Here is an 18,277-nt window from a genome sequence, read left to right on the forward strand (position 1 = left end):
TCGACTTGCTCGCGAATGCGGTAGTTCAGACGACATCTGCGTGTCTGATACGCCCTCTTCGCGAGCAAGCTCGCTCCCACAGTTGTTTTGCGTTTCCTCAGTTACTTCAGATCGAACCGGTCCAGGTCCATCACCTTCGCCCACGCGGCAACGAAGTCGTTGACGAACTGTTCCTTCGCATCGGAACTGGCATACACCTCGGCCAGCGCCCGCAGTACCGAGTTGGAACCGAACACCAGATCGACCCGGGTCGCCGTCCATTTCACGCTGCCGGTTTTACGGTCACGACCTTCGAACTCGGTTTTGGACGTCGGTTTCCATTCCACGCCCATGTCCAGCAGGTTGCGGAAAAAGTCGTTGGTCAGGGTGCCGGGTTTGTCGGTGAACACCCCGTGTCTGGTTTTACCGACGTTGGTGTCCAGTACGCGCAGGCCGCCAATCAGCACGGTCATTTCCGGTGCCGAAAGGGTCAGCAGTTGCGCCTTGTCGATCAGCAACGCTTCGGCCGGCACGCGATAGGTGGTGGCAGCGTAGTTGCGGAAGCCATCGGTGTGCGGCTCAAGGAAACCGAACGATTCGACGTCGGTCTGCTCCTGACTCGCATCGGTGCGCCCCGGATTGAACGGCACGGTCACCGTGTGCCCGGCATTTTTCGCCGCTTGCTCGACCCCGGCATTACCAGCCAGCACGATCAGATCCGCCAGCGAGACTTGCTTGCCGGATGCCCCGGCGTTGAACTCGTTCTGAATGCCTTCGTAGACTTTCAGCACCTTGTCCAGTTGCTCCGGCTGATTGGCCTGCCAGAACTTTTGCGGCGCCAGACGCAGACGCCCGCCATTGGCGCCGCCGCGTTTGTCCGAACCCCGGAAGGTCGATGCGGCCGCCCAGGCAGTAGAGACCAGTTCCGAAACGGACAGCCCCGATGCCAGCACTTTGTCTTTGAGCGCCCTGATATCGCTGTCATCCACCAGTGGATGTCTGGCCTCGGGAATCGGGTCTTGCCACAGCAGTTCTTCCTGGGGCAATTCCGGGCCGAGGTAGCGCGACAGTGGGCCCATGTCACGGTGAATCAGCTTGTACCAGGCGCGGGCGAAGGCGTCGGCCAGTTGATCGGGATTGGCCAGAAAACGTCGCGAAATCTTCTCGTAGGCCGGGTCGAAACGCAGGGCCAAGTCGGAAGTAAGCATGGTCGGGTCTATGCGTTTGTTCGGGTCGTGGGCGTGGGGAATGGTGCCGGCCCCGGCGCCGTTTTTCGGTTTCCACTGATGGGCGCCGGCCGGGCTTTTGGTCAGTTCCCACTCGAAGCCGAACAGGTTTTCCAGATAGTTGTTGCTCCACTTTGTCGGGGTGGTGGTCCAGGTCACTTCCAGGCCGCTGGTGATGGTGTCGGCGCCCTTGCCGGTGCCGAAGGTGCTTTTCCAGCCCAGGCCTTGTTCTTCAAGGCCGGCGGCTTCCGGTTCCGGGCCGACGTTATCGGCCGGGCCCGCGCCGTGTGTCTTGCCGAAAGCGTGGCCGCCGGCGATCAGGGCGACGGTTTCCTCGTCGTTCATGGCCATGCGGCCGAAGGTTTCGCGGATGTCCTTGGCCGAGGCCACCGGGTCCGGATTGCCTTCCGGACCTTCCGGGTTCACGTAGATCAGGCCCATCTGCACGGCGGCGAGCGGGTTCTCGAGGTTGCGTTCGCCCTGATTGGTGCGGCTTTCTTCATTGCCGTGTTCGGCGGGCTCGGCCACCAGCGTGCCTTCGCCCGGCGGCTGCATGGATTGCGGATCCTTGCCGTAGCGGTTGTCGCCGCCCAGCCATTTGTTTTCCGAGCCCCAGTACACGTCTTCATCCGGTTCCCAGACGTCGGGCCTGCCGCCGGAGAAACCGAAGGTCTTGAAGCCCATGGACTCCAGCGCGACGTTGCCGGTGAGAACGATCAGGTCGGCCCAGGAAATGTTGCGGCCGTATTTCTGCTTGATCGGCCACAGCAGGCGGCGGGCCTTGTCGAGGCTGACGTTGTCCGGCCAGCTGTTGAGCGGGGCGAAGCGTTGCTGGCCGGAGCCGGCGCCACCACGGCCGTCAGCGGTGCGATAGGTGCCGGCGCTGTGCCAGGCCATGCGGATGAAGAGCGGTCCGTAGTGGCCGAAGTCCGCTGGCCACCACTCCTGCGAGTCGGTCATCAGCGCCGTCAGATCGCGTTTGAGGGCCTGGAAATCCAGGCTTTTGAAAGCCTTGGCGTAGTCGAAGTCCTTGCCCAGCGGATCGGACGCGGGCGAGTGCTGACTCAGGATTTTCAGGTTCAGTTGATTCGGCCACCAATCGCGGTTCGTCGTGCCACCGCCGGCGGCGTGATTGAACGGGCATTTCGATTCATTTGCCATGTTCGGGTCCTTATCAGGTCATCTGCGGCCGGCTCGTGCCGACTTCGGAGTAGTAAGGCTAGACCCGACTCGGAGAGTCAGCTAATAGGCCGACTATTGGTGCCTGATAGGCGCAGTCTCTTACGTGAACTGTCGGGCGCCGGCGCCGGCGCCGGGCAGGGCGCTGAAATGCCCCTGCTTGAGCGATGGTTTGCCAATGTGTGGAAGAAACGTGATGGCCATTGGAAATGTTATTGTATAACATAAAAATGATTTCATCTGATTGATGCCGGTCACACGCACTCTGTCTCGCCGGCATTGATCCTCACTTTTCTGCCTGACGGATTCCTGAAATGCCTTCCCGTTTCCACTCCTTCCAACCCCGCCTGACGCTCATGGCCTCTGCGTTGCTGATCGCTTCCCCGACATTCGCCGCCGACCCGCTGGAGCTGCAACCGCAAGTCATCACCGGCAATCCGCTGGGCAGTCAGACCCTGGCCTCGCCCTCGACCGTGTTGAGCGGCGACAACCTGACGCTGCAGCAAAAAGGCAGCCTCGGCGAAACCCTGAACAAGCAGCCGGGCGTGTCCTCGTCCTACTTCGGCCCCGGTGCCAGTCGCCCGATCATTCGCGGGCAGGACGGCGATCGCATTCGCATCCTGCGTAACGGCGTCGGCGCGCTGGACGCCTCGTCGCTGTCCTACGATCACGCGGTGCCGCTGGACCCCGTCAACGTCGAGCGCATCGAAATCGTCCGTGGCCCCGCGGCCTTGCTGTACGGCGGCAGTGCCATCGGCGGGGTGGTCAACACCTTCGACAACCGCATCCCGACCGAAGCCATCGAAGGCATTCACGGTGCCGGCGAGTTGCGCTACGGCGGCGCCGACACCACCCGCAGCAGCGCTGGCAAGCTCGAAGCCGGTAACGGTCAGTTCGCCTTGCACCTAGACGCCAGCGCCCGCGAGTTCAATGACCTGAAGATTCCCGGCTACGCCAAGACCCGTCGTGAACGGGCGAACGACGATGGCGATTCGAAGAAGCATCGGCTGGCCAACAGCGACGGTCGTCAGGACGGCGGTGCGGTGGGCGGGTCGTACACCTGGGATGACGGTTACGCGGGGCTGTCGTACAGCAATTACGATTCGAACTACGGCTCGCCGGCCGAAGACGATGTGCGCATCCGCATGGAGCAGGAGCACTACGCCTTCGCCTCGGAAATCCGCAACCTCGACGGCCCGTTCAGCTCGGTGAAGCTCGACGCTGGCTACACCGATTACCAGCACCGTGAAATCGAGGGCGGCGAGGTCGGCACCACGTTCAAGAACAAGGGCTACGAGGCGCGGGTCGAAGCCCGGCATCAGCCGCTGGGGCCGTTCAACGGGGTGATTGGCGCGCAAGTCAGTCGCAACGAGTTCTCGGCGTTGGGCGAAGAAGCGTTCGTGCCGCACACCGATACCGATGTCGGTGCGCTATTCATTCTCGAAGAGCTGCAAGCCACGGATCGCCTGCTGTTCACCCTCGGCGGACGCCTTGAACACACCACGGTCGACCCCGACGCCAAAGGCAAAGAGCGCTTCGCCAATGCCGATCGCTCCAGCAGTTTCACCGCCGGCAGCCTGTCATCCGGTGCGGTGTACACGCTGACGCCGGTCTGGTCGGTGGCTGCCACGCTCGGCTACACCGAACGCGCGCCGACGTTCTATGAGCTTTACGCCAACGGCGCTCACGTCGCCACCGGCACCTATGAAGTCGGGGACGCGGGGCTGTCGAAAGAGAAAGCCGTCTCCAGCGACCTGGCCCTGCGTTTCGACAACGGTACGCACAAGGGCAGCGTCGGCGTCTTCTATAGCCATTTCTCCAACTACATCGGCCTGCTAGGGACGGGCCGCACACTCAACGACGAAGGCGAGGAGGACGCCGACGGCATTCCCGAGTACAACTATTCCGGCGTTCGGGCCCGCTTCAGCGGCATCGAAGCGCAGGATCGCTGGACCCTCGGCGAAAACGCCTACGGCAAGTTTGCACTGGAGCTGTCGGGCGACTACACCCGGGCCAAGAACCTCGACAATGGTCAGGACCTGCCGCGCATCGCACCGCTTAGGCTGAACACCGGTTTGTTGTGGGAGCTGGATCGCTGGCAGGCGCGGATCGATGTGGAACACGCCAGTTCCCAGCACCGGGTGCCGGACAACGAAAGCAGCACCGACGGCTACACCACGCTGGGGGCAAATGTGGGTTATCACTTTGATGTTGGTCAGAGCAAATGGCTGGCCTTCGTCAATGCCGAGAACCTGACCAACCAGACCGTGCGTTACGCCAGCTCGATCCTGCGCGATATTGCGCCGGCAGAAGGGCGCAGCATTCAGGTCGGGCTGCGCACCACGTTCTGATCGTTCACACCGGACAGGCGCCAGCGTCGTTGCGACGCTGGCGTTGATCTCAACTCGATTGAGCGGTGTCTTCTTCCGGGATCTCGTCCAGCAGATCCTGTTGCCCCGGCAGTTCTGTGATCACGCTGAAATCACTGACCTCCACGGCGCCCAGCCCATACCCCAACAAGTGGAACGAGAACGCCTTGCGCGGTTGCGGGTTGTCGAAGCTGAAATCCATCTCCAGCGGCTGATCTGCCGTGGCGACCATCTCGGTCGGCAGTCCCAGTTGCACGTCCTGTTCGAACTCCTTGGCCTTGAGCTGAATGTACGCCGCCTGCTGTGGATCGACCGAGCGCACGGTCAGGCGTACGCGGGTGTGGGAGCCCTTGGGCATTTCCAGGTATTGCGCGCCGATCAGGTTGTCGGCCCAGTCGTCCTTGATCTGCGCTTGCAGCGGGATAACGTTGGTGCTGCCGAACTGATAGCGCTGGTTCAGCGGGGTGCGCAACAGCGACAGGTCCAGGGCCGAGGCGCGGGCGGCGATGTCCCGGGCGTTCTGGCCGCTGGCGTTGCCTTTGAACGTGGCGCTTTCGGCGATGAATCCTTCGCTGGCGTAATTGCGGCAACGGCGTGGCATGTCGCATTCGGTCAGGAGGCCGCGACCGTCGTGATAGCGCAGCTTGCCGTTGGTGAACGACATGATTTCGCGGCCCGAATCGTAATCGCGAAACAGCGAGCGGCCGCTGAGGGCGGAAGGCACCGGAAAGTCGAAGTAATCCAGGATCGACGCGCTCAGATCGACGTGACCGTAGACCCCGGCGTTCAGGCGGGGCAATTGCGCCTGCTCCGGCGCGAGGGTCAGGTTGAAGCCCCAGGACGACGCGAGGCGGACGCCGTCGATGCCGTGGGATTCGTCAGAAGTGATAACCACCAGCGTGTCTTTCAGCACGCCCTGGCGTTCCAGGCCACTGAGAAACTGCTCCAGCGCATCGTCCAGATAACCGACGGCGGCCTGCTTGGGCGTGTCGTAGCGTTGCAGGTATTCCTCCGGCGCGGAGTAGGGCTGGTGAGTGCCGACGGTCAGCAGCGTGAGCATCCACGGCTGTTTCTGCTTTCTCAGGTCGCCGACGTATTTCAGCGCGCCTTCGAAAAACGCCTTGTCGTCCTTGCCCCACGGGAACTCGAGATAGTTGGCGTTGGTGAACCACTCCAGACCATGGGTCGCGTCGAAACCGATGTGCGGCATGATCTTGTCTTTGGCCATGAACCGCAGCCCTGCGCCTTGCAGGTAATGCGTGGCAAAACCGTGCTGGCGCAGCTGTGCCGGCAGGCAGGCTTGATTGCGTTTGTGCTGGGTCAGCATTTCCACGCCTTTGGGCGTGCCGTTGTCGAGTTTGTCGTAGTCGCCGCAGAGCATGGCGTACAGACCGCGAATGGTCTGGTGGGTGTGCAGCACGTAATCCGGAGTGTTCATGCCGCGCTCGGCCCAGCGGCTGAGGTTGGGCATCAGGTCTTCCTGATAATGACTGCCGATGGCCCGGCGATTGGCGCCGATGTAAGCGCCGGGAATGCCTTCGAGGGCAACGATCAGCACATTGCGCGCCTGGCCCTTGGCCGCCAGCAACGGGTGACCATTCAGATCAACATCGGTGAGCCCGGCCATGGGCGGAGGAGCGACCTGAGTGTCGCCGTCCAGCCATTCTTCGGTCTGCATCTGAAGATCGGCGACCTGCGCGGCCAGCAACTGGTGCGGCAAGTTGTACAGGCGCCACGGGTCGTCATCGCTCGGGGCCAGGTGTTGCGCGCCCCAGTACGCTGAGAACAGCAGCACCGGCATCGCCCAGATTGCGCGGGGCAGAGCGCGAACCGGTGTTGCACGTCGATTCCAATGACTGAGCAGCCACAGGGCGAGAGCCACCAGCAGCGCAACCGCCACACCGGGATGGGCGAAGCCACCGCCGGTGGAGTTTTCCACGAACTGCGGGTCGATCAGGTAATGCAGGTCTGCCACGGTCGGCAGGCGACCGACCGCGCTGACCAGTTCCGCGGTCGCTACCGCCAGCAATCCCCAAAACAGCAGCACCGGCAGCGCCAGCCACCAGGGACGGCGGTGTAACAAAACCATCAACAGACTGCCGATGGCCAGATCTGACAGATAACCGAACAGGCTCGACCAGCCGAGTGCCGCCCGCAGGCACACCGGCACGATCAGTACCAGGAAAACCAGAGAAAGAAGACGGGCATCCAGGCGCCGCAACCGTTGAAAAAGAGCGCTCACAAAAAAGACCTTCCAGCCATCAAATCGTCACAAAAGTGTGGGCGATCATACCAAGGGTGGGCTGTCTGATCGCCTTTTTAAACGGCAGGGTGATCTGATCTTGAAAGCCACGGTGAGCCACCCGGACGAGGCTGGGCCTTGATCGGCGTCAGTCCTGGCGATTTTTCGGCCTGAGCGAGGCAGCGGTTTTATTGTTTCAGGCTGTTTAACCGGCTTTTGATCCATTGCTGCTGCATTTGCGAACCAGTCCGATTTACAATGCGCGCCCCCTGATGGAGTCGGTCGTCGTGGATTTACTCACGCAACTTCATGCGCAGCTCAGCCGCTGGGTGATCGATCCGGTCACCGAGCGGTTCCTTGGCCTGTTCGATTTGAACGGCCGTCTTGGTGTGGCGTTTCTGCTCACGTCCTAAGGCGTGGCGTACGGCCTTTATCGCTACCGAAAATCCAGACACCTGACACAGGCCCGCTCCTTCTGGCAATTTGTCGGCGGTGGTCGTGTCCACGGGCATCGTTCGGCCTGGCTGGATTACCGTTATTACTTCATCAAGGCGATTCTGAAGGTGGCCCTGGTATTGCCGGTTGTTGGTCTCGTCGACCCGTACATCCTTCGCTCGGGCGACTATGCGCGGTTTTTCACCCAACTCTGGGGCGCTCGCGAGCAGGTTCCGGATCACCCGCTGATCGCGTTGTTCTACGGTCTGGGCGTTTTCCTGTTCAGGGATTTTCTGCATTACTGGATTCACCGCGCTTTCCACTCCCGCTATCTATGGGCGTTTCACAAGGTTCACCATTCGGCGCCGGTGCTGGTGCCGGCCACCGCCAGCCGGATTCACATCGTCGAATCGATCGTTGAACGAATCGTCATCACCGCCGGCCTCGGCGCGTTTGCGGGTGTAGTCTGGTACGCCTGCGGTGGTGAAGTCAGCCGCTATACGCTGTTCGGCGTGACCTGGCTGGCGCTGATCATCAACAGCCTGGCCTCCAATCTACGGCACAGCCATGTCTGGCTGTCGTTCGGGCCAGTGGTCGAACATGTGCTCAACAGCCCGGCCCAGCACCAGATCCACCACAGCGACGCGCCACGACATTTCGACAAGAACTTCGCGATCAATCTTTCACTGTGGGACTGGCTGTTCGGCACGCTGTACGTCACCACTTCAAAGCCCGAAGACTTGCGCTTCGGAACGGGCGAGCAGGACCACGCCCGCTACCTGACGCTGTACAGCCTGATCGTCACGCCGTTCGTGGACACCGCCAAACGCTTGTCGTCGAACGCCGACGGTCTCAAAACCCGGTTCAACCAGCGTACGCCTTGAATACTCGTCATTGTTGAACAACCCGCACGTCCGCTTGCCGGATGGGCGTTAAACCCGCGTCTATAGTGAGAGGGCTGTGTGAGACGGGTGGCGCACCTCAAGCTGCGACGGGAGGCGCCGAGTGAACAATCTGCTGTTTTTCATTCAGGAGATCGCCATGAGTCAGATTGAAAAAGTCCTCTATACCGCGAAAACCCACACCACCGGCGGACGTGACGGCGCATCGCGCAGTTCCGACGGGATCCTTGATGTAAAACTGTCGTCGCCCGGTTCCAGTGGCGGCGGGACCAATCCGGAACAATTGTTCGCCGCAGGCTGGTCGGCGTGTTTCATCGGCGCGATGAAAGCGGTGGCGGGGCAGCAGAAAATAAGCCTGCCGGCAGACCTGGCGGTGGATGCCGAAGTGGACCTGGGCACTAATTCGGGAGGGTATCTCCTGCAGGCGCGACTCAATGTAAGCCTGCCGGGCATGGAGCGCGGTGCGGCGCAGCAGTTGGTGGATGCGGCGCATCAGGTGTGCCCGTATTCCAAGGCCACGCGCAACAACATCGAGGTCGAATTGAAACTGGTCTGACCTCCAGACGCAAAAGGGGCGGCATGATCATCGATCATGCCGCCCCTTTTGTTTTTTTAAGCCGTATCTGTCAATCAGCGATCAATGCATCTTGCTGTGATCGTGGCCTTCCATGGTCAGCGCCTTGACCGGCGCTTTCACTTCAACGGTTTCCTTTTCACCTTTGGCGTTTTCGACGGTCAGGGTCAGCGGCACGCTGTCGCCTTCTTTCAACTGAGCAGTCAGGCCCATCAGCATCACGTGGTAGCCATTCGGATCGAAATTGACGGCTTTGCCGGCCGGCAGGTCGACCGAGTTGACCGGGCCCATGCTCATCACGTCGTTCTTCATGGTCATTTCATGAATCTGCACGTTCTTGGCCACGGGCGATGCAACACTGAGCAGCTTGCTGTCGCTGTCGGCGGTGACGGTCATGAACGCACCGCTGGCCGACTGGTTCGGCACGGTTGCCCGCACCCACGCGTCGTCGACCCTGGTCTGCGCCGAGACCTGGAAAGCCAGGCCCAGCAGCGACAGGCCCAATACGGCACATTTGATGTTGTTCAGAAAAGGATTCATCAGCAGACCTCCATGACGGTAAGCAAATCTTCCGTGCACTCTTGTGCCGAAAGCGATTGAGACAGGCCCACACGCAACGTGCCCCGGGTGTCGTAGACATAACTGGTGGCGGTGTGGGAAAGGGTATAGGTGTCGCCGGCCGGGACTTTTTCGTAGAACACGTCGAATTCCTTGGCGGTGGCCTTGGTTTCTTCGAGGGTGCCATACAGCGCGACGAAGCTTGGATCGAAGGTCTTGACGTAAGCGTCGAGGATTTCCGGGGTGTCGCGTTCCGGGTCGAGGGTGATGAACACCACTTGCAGGATGTCGCCGTCCTTGCCCATCAATTTCTTGATTTTTGCGGCGCGGGCCAGCGTCGTCGGACAGATCGCCGGGCACTGGGTGAAACCGAAGAAGATCATCGGCATCAGGCCGCGAAAGCTCGACAGCGTCACGGTGTTGCCTTCGGTGTCCTTGAGCTTGAAGGTGCGTCCGAGGATCTTGTCGCTCAGATCCTTGCCGTACTTGTACGACAGTTCGCCGCGGGTGTCGCAGCCGGCGAGCAGGCCGAGACCGAGTACGCCCATTCCCGCAAGCACCTTGCGGCGAGTCAACAAAGCCGTCATTTCATACCGCCCTTTGGAGCCCGCCAGTCGGCAAGACAGGCGGGCGGGTTAACCGTAAAAGCGGCGCATGATACCAAAATGATCCGGCAGGTCGGTTTTTGATCACCCGTCAATGTCGGAGCGGGCGACAAAAGGTGTAAGAAAAAATGACTCAAGGTGATGGCGAAGGCGGCTCGGGCGGGCTCCAGCCACCGCCCAGTGCGGTGTACAGGTTCACTTGCGCGACCAGTTGCGCCAACCCTTGCCGGCCTCGCGGTTGCGGATGGTCAGGTGCAGGCTTCGCTCGTCGGCGGCCAGCGTTTCCCGGGCCAGCGTCAGCAACTCCTGATCGACGTTCAGCGCGGCTACCCGCAGATCACGATTGTTGATCAGCGCGCTTTCGATCAATTGCTGCAACGCCGGGTCATTGAACAGCGCGCGCCAGTCTTCGACCCGGGGTGTGCGCGGGGATTGCGCGGCATACGCCGGACCTTGTGGATACTGCGCAGCGCTCGGCGATGCCGGTCGCTGGTAGTCGGGAGTCAACGAGCAACCGCCCAGCAGCAGTGCCACGGACAGGAGGGAGATCGGGAGCCTGGACATCAAACAGCCTCGTTCACGAATAAGAGCGGAGGCCGGGCGTCCGATAAAAGGAAGCGCGGATCAGGCGCCGGCCATCCATCTGGCCAGACCGTGTCGTCCGCTGACACCGAGCTTGGCGGCCGCATGCTTGAGGTAGGTATCGATCGAGCTGTTTTTGACCCTCAGCTTCTCGGCCATCTGCGGTACGGTGCCGCCGGTCAGCAAGCCCAGGCAGACTTCTTTTTCTCGTACCGACAACGTGATGTCGCCCAGTGCCATACCCTCCGCACACTGAGTCTTGCCGAAAAAAAGCCCCGCAAAGGCGATTTTTTCCGCCTGTCGTTTGCGTCGTCGCCGTGTCTATGCCTCGTTCAACGAAGGTAATGCGGCATCCACCAGCTCGATCCAGTGCCTGACTGGCGTACGCCCTGCACCGTCGAGGTGAGCCTGACAACCGATATTGGCGGTTGCGATGACGTCAGGATGGCCGCTTTCCAGGGCGTTGAGCTTTTGGTCGCGCAGTTGCCGGGCCAGTGTTGGCTGGGTCAGCGAGTAGGTGCCTGCCGAGCCACAGCACAGATGTGCGTCCGGTACGGTCGTGAGGTTGAAGCCCAGCCGGTTCAGCACTGACTCCACCGCGCCGCCGAGTTTCTGTGCGTGCTGCAGGGTGCAAGGGCAGTGGAAAGCCAGACGCTGATCAGCGTGGATGCCCAGGGATTCGAGCGGTTCTTCGCGCAGCACCTCAACGAGATCCCGAGCCAGCGTGCTGACACGTCTTGCCTTCTCGGCGTATACCGGATCGGCGCCGAGCAAATGCCCGTAATCCTTGATGAACGCACCGCAACCGCTGGCGGTCTGCACGATCGCCTCGGCCCCCCGTTCGATGGCCGGCCACCACGCATCAATGTTGTGGCGGGCGCGGTCAAGGCCGGTGATCTGGGCGTCGAGGTGATAATCCACGGCGCCGCAACAGCCAGCCTCACGGACGGGAATCACGCTGACGCCCAGACGATCCAGCACCCGTGCCGCTGCTGCATTGGTATTGGGTGACAAACCCGGTTGCACGCAACCCTCCAGCATCAACACTTGCCGTGCATGGCGGATGACTGGACGTGATGCAGGCGTCAACGCATTGCGTGGCAGTTTGTCTTGCAAGGTATCGGGCAGTAGCGACCGGAACATCTGCCCGCCATTGACCAATCCTTTGAACAACCGTGGATTGGGTACGACACTTCGAAGTCCTTCTCGCAGAAGGCGCTGTCCGGGCGGTCGCGGGACGGCGGCGTCGACTACAGCCCGCCCTATGTCGAGCAGGTTGTGATAATCCACGCCGGAAGGGCAGGTGGTTTCACAGTTGCGGCACGACAGGCAGCGGTCCAGGTGTTGCTGGGTTTTCGCCGTGACTTCGTTGCCTTCGAGCACCTGCTTGATCAAGTAGATGCGCCCGCGCGGGCCGTCCAGTTCATCGCCGAGCAATTGATAAGTCGGGCAGGTCGCGTTGCAGAATCCGCAATGAACGCACGTGCGCAGGATGCTTTCGGCCTCTTCGGCGCGGGGCAGTTGTCGGGCTTGCGGGCTGAGGGTGGTCTGCATGGCTCAAAGCTCCGCGTACAGAAGGCCGGGGTTGAAAATGCCCCGGGGGTCGAGTTGTCGTTTGAGTTGACGGTGATAGTGAAGCAAGGCGGGCGCCAGGGGATGGAACGGTTCGTCGATCAAACCGTGGCTATAACAGGTCGCATGGCCGCCGACGTCGCCGACCGCTTTGCGAATGACCGACGCTTCGGCCGTCGATTTGAGCCAGCGTTGCGCTCCGCCCCAGTCGAGCCACTGCTTGCCGGGCAGGTCCAGCGGCGGTGTGTTGAGTGGTACGGACAGGCGCCAGAGCGGGTGGTCTTCATCGAAGAAGTCCAGGCGTTGTTCGTTGAGGTCGGCCCAGAACGAATTGTCGATCAGCTCGCCGCCAAGGCGATCACGGGCGGCCGCCACTGAACCTTCACCACCCTCCAGGCGCAAGTGCAATTGCCGGCCATCGTGACACGCGGCGCTGATCGGCAACGGCTGCTGGCCCCATTCGGCCAGGCGCAGCAGGGCATGTTCGCTGGTCATTTCCAGACGCAGGCTAAGGCACGCGCGCGGTTTGGGCAGCACTTTGAGCGAGACTTCAGTGATGACACCCAGCGACCCGTAACTGCCAGCCATCAGGCGCGACAGATCGTAGCCGGCGACGTTCTTCATGACTTCGCCACCGAAACGCAGGTGTTTGCCATGACCGGTGATGATTCGCGTGCCCAGCACGAAATCGCGCACCGATCCCGACCAGGGACGACGCGGCCCGGACAGCCCAGTGGCGATCATGCCGCCGACCGTTGCGTCGTCGGCGAAGGCGGGGGGCTCGCACGCCAGCATTTGTTGCGAGGCGTCCAGCACAGCCAGCAACTTTGCCAGCGGAGTGCCGCAGCGCGCGGTGATCACCAGTTCGGTCGGGTCGTAGCTGACGATGCCGCGATGGGCGCGGGTATCGAGAATTTCCCCTCCGACGATGCGTCCGAGAAACGCCTTGCTGTTGGCCCCCTGAATGCGCAGCGGCGTAGCGTTTACCAGTGCCCGGTTGACCTGTTCGAGCAGCGCGGCGCTGTCATCGAAATCTTTGGTGTCACCCATCAGAACCGCTCCAGCTCGGGGAAGGGCAATTGCCCGTGGTGTACGTGCAGGGCACCGAATTCGGCGCAGCGATGCAGGGTCGGAATATTTTTGCCGGGATTGAGCAGTCCACCGGGGTCGAAGGCTGCTTTCACGGCATGGAAAAGGGTCAACTCATCACGGTTGAACTGCGCGCACATCTGGTTGATTTTTTCCCGGCCCACGCCGTGTTCGCCAGTGATGCTGCCGCCAACCTTCACGCACAATTCGAGGATCTTGCCACCCAGCGCTTCGGCTCGTTCCAGTTCGCCGGGCTGATTGGCATCGAACAGAATCAATGGATGCATGTTGCCGTCGCCGGCGTGGAATACGTTGGCGACCCCCAAGCCATATTCGGCTGAAAGCTGCGCTATCGCGTGCAGTACGCCGGGCAACTCGCGGCGCGGGATGGTGCCGTCCATGCAGTAATAGTCCGGCGACAACCGACCCACGGCGGGGAAGGCATTCTTGCGTCCGGCCCAGAACCGTAAGCGCTCGGCTTCGTCCCGGGCCTGGCGCAGTTCGGTGGCGCCGGCCTGTTCGAGCACTTGGCGAACCCGAGCGCAATCATCGTGGACATCCGCTTCAACACCATCGAGTTCACAGAGCAGAATCGCCTCGGCGTCTACTGGATAACCGGCGTGTATGAAGTCTTCGGCGGCGCGGATCGCCAGGTTGTCCATCATCTCCAGGCCGCCGGGAATGATGCCGGCCGCGATGATGTCGGCTACTGCACGGCCGGCTTTTTCCACGGAGTCGAACGCCGCCAGCAGCACTTTGGCGGTTTGCGGTTTGGGCAAGAGTTTGACCGTGACTTCGGTGATCACCCCGAGCAGTCCTTCGGAGCCGGTGAACAGCGCCAACAGGTCGAAGCCGGGAGAATCCAGCGCATCGGACCCCAGCGTCAGGCGCTCGCCATCCACGGTAAGAATCTCGATCTTGAGCAGGTTGTGAACGGTCAGGCCGTACTTGAGGCAATGCACGCCGCCGGCGTTTTCCGCAACATTGCCGCCGATGGAGCAGGCGATTTGCGAGGAAGGATCAGGCGCGTAATACAGTCCGAACGGCGCAGCGGCCTGGGAAATCGCCAGGTTGCGCACGCCGGGTTGAACCCGTGCGGTACGTGCTTCGGGGTCGATCCGCAGAATATTGTTGAAGCGCGCCATCACCAGCAGCACGCCTTTTTCCAGTGGCAGGGCACCGCCGGACAAACCGGTCCCGGCGCCCCGTGCCACCACCGGTACCCGCCGTTCGTGGCAGATTCGCAACACGCCCTGAACTTCATCGATGTGCCGTGGCAGCACCACCAGCAGCGGCGTGGTGCGATAGGCCGAGAGGCCATCGCATTCATACGGCTTCAGTTCTTCAAGCTGATGCAGGACTTCAAGATCCGGCCATTGGTGGTGCAGGGCTTGCAACAGCGCGGCTTTGTCGACATCGGGCAAAACGCCGTCGACCTGTTCGTCATAGAGAATGTTCATGATCGCTGGACGACCCTCCGTTGTCGTTATTCGAGGTCGGTGCCGTTTTCCATCATTGGGCTGCTGATACCGAGAAGTAAAGCGTAGCGGCCGGAGGTCCGTTGTCTCGCGCTTCTGTATGCCGCTACTTCAGGACTGCGATTGCGACGATGCGTCGGCAGACGGCCTGAGAAGGGTGGGACACCACCCAACGCCCGAGCAGTGCGGGCGTTGGGTGGTGTCAGCGAACTTCAGTCCAGATCGCTTGCTTGATGCCGCTCCGGAACCTGGCCGGCTTCATCGCCCCACGTCCGGTTGACGCGCTGGCCGCGAATTACCGCAGGCCGGTCAGCAATCACTTGCGCCCAGCGTTGCACGTGGGTGTATTCGTGAGCGGAAAGAAACTCGGCGGCGGAGTACACGTTGTTGCGCACCAATTGCCCGTACCACGGCCAGACCGCGATGTCGGCGATGGTGTAGTCGTTGCCGGCGAGGAAGGCGCTTTCGCTCAGGCGGCGGTCGAGAACATCCAGCTGCCGCTTGGTTTCCATGGTGAATCGGTTGATCGGGTATTCGAGCTTTTCCGGCGCATACGCATAGAAATGACCGAAACCACCGCCCAGGTAAGGTGCTGATCCCATCTGCCAGAACAGCCAGTTCAGGGTTTCGGTGCGTGCCGCCAGGTCGGTGGGCAGGAAGGCGCCAAATTTTTCTGCCAGATAGAGCAGGATCGAACCGGATTCGAATACGCGAATGGCCGGTTCTACGCTGCGATCCAGCAGCGCCGGGATTTTCGAATTGGGGTTGATCTCGACAAAGCCGCTGGAAAACTGGTCGCCCTCGTTGATGCGGATCAGCCAGGCGTCGTACTCGGCGCCGGAATGTCCGAGCGCCAGCAACTCCTCAAGCAGAATGGTCACTTTCACGCCGTTGGGCGTGGCCAGTGAATACAACTGCAACGGATGTTGGCCGATCGGCAGCGTCTTTTCATGCGTCGGCCCGGCAATCGGGCGATTGATGCTGGCGAACTGGCCGCCGGACGGAGCGATGTGTTTCCAGACCTTGGGTGGAGCGTAGGGCGCCTTGCTCATGAAACGGACCTCATCGGTTGTATGCCGCAATGACTTGAGCCGGACAGCGAGCGTGCCAGACTTTTGTCGAACAGAACACCATGCAAGGGCGTTTGAATGCCACTGGTGGTTCGCTGAAAAACGTTGATCGGCTGCAGACGCATTGCCGGGTTTTTGTCATTCAAGGCGTCAGGTGGCCGCTTCTCCTTTGATAGACGAGCGGGCAGGGCTTTTGCGCGAATCTGTCCGCAGTTGCGCCGGACTCACGCCCAGACGCTGCCTGAAGGCTGTGGTCATGTGCGCCTGTGAGTTAAAGCCACAGGCGAGGGCAATCTGCGAAAGACTGTCTGTTGTATCGCGCATCGACGCTCGGGCTTTGGCCAGTCGTCTGTCGATCAGGTAACTGTGGGGACTTTTGCCGGTCGCCTGTTTGAAAGCGCGCATGAAATAGCCCTCGGACAACTCCAGCAGTTGCGCCATAGCCGGAACGCCGAGAGGGTTGCCGAGGCCGGCGTCGATGAATTCATCCAGCAGGCGCATGCGGCTGCCGGTGATTGAACCTTGCTGCGTTGCGGTCGCATGACCTTCAACCCGTTCTGCCAGGTTGAGCGCCCAGCTTTCCCAGTCATCTTCCAGAGAGGTTTTCAGCAGTGCGCTGCGCATTCGCGACGCGAGGTAGATCGCTTGCGGGTCGATGCGATTATTGAACGCCTCGTCGCCGGCCAATGCTGTGCCGTCGGTGCGTATCACCCGCAGATATTCGCCGCCCATGGGCGACTCGGAGAACACGTCACAGCCAGCCGGAACAAACGCCAGGCCATTGGGCATTGCATCGAAGGGGCGTATCCGGTCACTACCGATGGCGTGCACGCCGCGCTGGCTGTCGAAGGCAAAGCCGATCGCTGACTGGGTCGCCACGTACCGCGCCGAGTAGGCTGCGCCCGGCAGCAACTCGATCACCCACGGGCCGGCTTCGATACGACGTATCGGCTCGGCGACGGTTATGGAGGGGCGACGGTTTCGATGGCTCATGAACGCCATAGTAGTGAAGGGCGTGCATAAAAGTCAGGTCTGTTTTTTGAAAGCCGATGTGAAGCGTCCGTGCCTAGACTGGGCCAAAGTCCAAGGAGCCACTTATATGCACGCACTCACTCGCGACGACATCGAGAACGCTGCCCGCCAGGTTTATCAAGTGATGCCGGCTACCGCCCAATACCGTTGGCCGCTGCTGGCAGAACGGCTGGGCTGCACAGTTTGGGTCAAGCATGAAAACCACACGCCGACCGGTGCCTTTAAGGTGCGTGGCGGTATCACGTTCATGCACTGGCTGCGTCGCGAACATCCCACTGTCAAAGGCATTGTCTCTGCGACGCGTGGCAATCACGGTCAGAGCCTGGCGCTGGCAGCGCAGGCGGTGGGCCTGAAAGCATTGATCGTGGTGCCGCAGGGCAATTCGCTGGAAAAGAACAATGCCATGCGCGGCTTCGGTGGTGAAGTGGTCGAGTACGGGCGCGATTTCGACGAGGCGCGTGAAGAGGCGGCGCGTTTGGCGCAGGAACATGACCTTTTTCTGGTGCCGCCTTTTCACGTTGAACTGGTCAAGGGCGTGGCGACTTATGCGCTGGAGCTGTTTGGTGCTGCATCGGATCTGGATACGATTTACGTGCCCATTGGTTGCGGATCGGGGATCTGTGGTGTGATCGCTGCCCGTGACGCGCTGGGACTGAATACTGAAGTGGTGGGGGTTGTATCGACAGAGGCCGCGGCCGCCAAGCTGTCGTTCGACGCGAACATGATCTGCGAAACCGCTTCGGCGAATACGTTCGCGGATGGCCTGGCTGTGCGCAAGCCGATTGCCCAGGCGTTCGACATCTATAAGGAAGGAGCGGCGAGGATCGTTTCGGTCAGCGAAGGCGAGATCGCCGAGGCCATGCGCGTGTATTACACCGAGACTCACAACCTTGCAGAGGGCGCGGGTGCCTCAGCGCTGGCAGCGTTGATGCAGGAGCGTGGAAGGATGCAGGGGAAAAAGGTCGGGGTGATTCTGTCCGGGGGGAATATTGACCGATCGGTGTATGCGAGGGTTATTGGTTGAGTGCTGACTTGCCGGTGGATGCACTCATCGCGTTCGCGTCTATATAGAAGCGGCGTTTTCCTAAGGTTGATAGAAAACTCAAATTAAGTGTTGACGGCAGATTCTGAGTCTCTATAATTCGCCCCACTTCCGGCGCAGTCGAAACGGAAAACCCCTTGAAATTCAATGAGTTAGTGAGTTTCGAAGGCGGGCCGCTTCAGTTCATCGAAGCCTGGAAGGCGTTGGAAATGCCGGTTTGTTGGGCGCTTTCAGCGATTCGATCTTCTCGGTCGAAAGCGAAGAAAAAGAGGTGTTGACAGCAGCGTGTAACGCTGTAGAATTCGCCTCCCGCTAACGAGAGATCGGAAGCGCAAGTGGTTGA

At 61.1% G+C, this 18,277-nt stretch carries 12 protein-coding genes and 3 pseudogenes; 4 read left to right on the top strand and 11 right to left on the bottom strand.

Features of this window, described 5'->3' with window-relative positions; genetic code table 11:
* Positions 1 to 101: 101 nt before the first annotated feature.
* Positions 102 to 2,366 (bottom strand): catalase/peroxidase HPI, encoded by a 2,265-nt coding sequence (katG, locus tag CAF73_RS24045; RefSeq protein ID WP_085704318.1) that lies wholly within the window; start codon positions 2,364 to 2,366, stop codon positions 102 to 104.
* 332 nt (positions 2,367 to 2,698) lie between these two features.
* Between katG and CAF73_RS24050 the strand changes: the two genes are divergently transcribed.
* Complete coding sequence (locus tag CAF73_RS24050; RefSeq protein ID WP_085704320.1) at positions 2,699 to 4,735, top strand: TonB-dependent receptor; 2,037 nt, start codon at positions 2,699 to 2,701, stop codon at positions 4,733 to 4,735.
* A 49-nt stretch (positions 4,736 to 4,784) separates the two neighbouring features.
* Here CAF73_RS24050 and CAF73_RS24055 read toward each other — a convergent pair whose 3' ends face one another.
* A complete protein-coding gene (locus tag CAF73_RS24055) occupies positions 4,785 to 6,995 on the bottom strand; it encodes an LTA synthase family protein (protein WP_085704322.1) in 2,211 nt (736 codons plus the stop codon).
* A 272-nt stretch (positions 6,996 to 7,267) separates the two neighbouring features.
* Between CAF73_RS24055 and CAF73_RS24060 the strand changes: the two are divergent.
* Positions 7,268 to 8,314, top strand: a pseudogene (locus CAF73_RS24060) (sterol desaturase family protein).
* Positions 8,315 to 8,471: 157 nt separating this feature from the next.
* Positions 8,472 to 8,888, top strand: a complete 417-nt coding sequence (locus tag CAF73_RS24065) for an organic hydroperoxide resistance protein (RefSeq protein ID WP_007956881.1) — start codon at positions 8,472 to 8,474, stop codon at positions 8,886 to 8,888.
* A gap of 81 nt (positions 8,889 to 8,969) precedes the next feature.
* Here CAF73_RS24065 and CAF73_RS24070 read toward each other — a convergent pair whose 3' ends face one another.
* From CAF73_RS24070 to CAF73_RS24110, 9 genes and pseudogenes are all read right to left on the bottom strand, one after another.
* The gene (locus tag CAF73_RS24070; RefSeq protein ID WP_085704324.1) at positions 8,970 to 9,446 is read right to left on the bottom strand and encodes a copper chaperone PCu(A)C; all 477 of its coding nucleotides are present in this window, start codon (positions 9,444 to 9,446) and stop codon (positions 8,970 to 8,972) included.
* Complete coding sequence (locus CAF73_RS24075) at positions 9,446 to 10,051, bottom strand: SCO family protein (RefSeq protein WP_039770777.1); 606 nt, start codon at positions 10,049 to 10,051, stop codon at positions 9,446 to 9,448. The genes CAF73_RS24070 and CAF73_RS24075 overlap by 1 nt, the downstream gene beginning before the upstream one ends.
* A gap of 327 nt (positions 10,052 to 10,378) precedes the next feature.
* Positions 10,379 to 10,633 (bottom strand): annotated as a pseudogene (locus CAF73_RS24080) (multidrug transporter); the annotation flags it as partial.
* Between the two features lie 60 nt (positions 10,634 to 10,693).
* A pseudogene (locus CAF73_RS24085) lies at positions 10,694 to 10,897 on the bottom strand (helix-turn-helix transcriptional regulator); the annotation flags it as partial.
* A gap of 75 nt (positions 10,898 to 10,972) precedes the next feature.
* Positions 10,973 to 12,205 carry a glycolate oxidase subunit GlcF gene (gene glcF / locus CAF73_RS24090; protein ID WP_085704326.1) on the bottom strand — a complete coding sequence of 411 codons (1,233 nt, stop codon included), beginning with the start codon at positions 12,203 to 12,205 and terminating at the stop codon, positions 10,973 to 10,975.
* 3 nt (positions 12,206 to 12,208) lie between these two features.
* Positions 12,209 to 13,273: a glycolate oxidase subunit GlcE gene (gene glcE / locus CAF73_RS24095; RefSeq protein ID WP_085704327.1), complete on the bottom strand. Its 1,065-nt coding sequence runs from the start codon at positions 13,271 to 13,273 to the stop codon at positions 12,209 to 12,211.
* Positions 13,273 to 14,772, bottom strand: coding sequence for a glycolate oxidase subunit GlcD (glcD, locus tag CAF73_RS24100; RefSeq protein WP_085704329.1), 1,500 nt, complete (start codon positions 14,770 to 14,772; stop codon positions 13,273 to 13,275). The genes glcE and glcD overlap by 1 nt, the downstream gene beginning before the upstream one ends.
* Positions 14,773 to 15,002: 230 nt before the next feature.
* Positions 15,003 to 15,842 carry a glutathione-dependent disulfide-bond oxidoreductase gene (gene yghU, locus CAF73_RS24105; RefSeq protein ID WP_085704331.1) on the bottom strand — a complete coding sequence of 280 codons (840 nt, stop codon included), beginning with the start codon at positions 15,840 to 15,842 and terminating at the stop codon, positions 15,003 to 15,005.
* A 168-nt stretch (positions 15,843 to 16,010) separates the two neighbouring features.
* Positions 16,011 to 16,853, bottom strand: a complete 843-nt coding sequence (locus CAF73_RS24110) for an AraC family transcriptional regulator (RefSeq protein ID WP_256574799.1) — start codon at positions 16,851 to 16,853, stop codon at positions 16,011 to 16,013.
* A gap of 106 nt (positions 16,854 to 16,959) precedes the next feature.
* Between CAF73_RS24110 and CAF73_RS24115 the strand changes: the two genes are divergently transcribed.
* Complete coding sequence (locus CAF73_RS24115; RefSeq protein ID WP_085704335.1) at positions 16,960 to 17,916, top strand: threonine dehydratase; 957 nt, start codon at positions 16,960 to 16,962, stop codon at positions 17,914 to 17,916.
* Positions 17,917 to 18,277: the final 361 nt, after the last annotated feature.

This window comes from Pseudomonas sp. B15(2017), assembly GCF_002113215.1.
Classification (GTDB): Bacteria; Pseudomonadota; Gammaproteobacteria; order Pseudomonadales; family Pseudomonadaceae; genus Aquipseudomonas.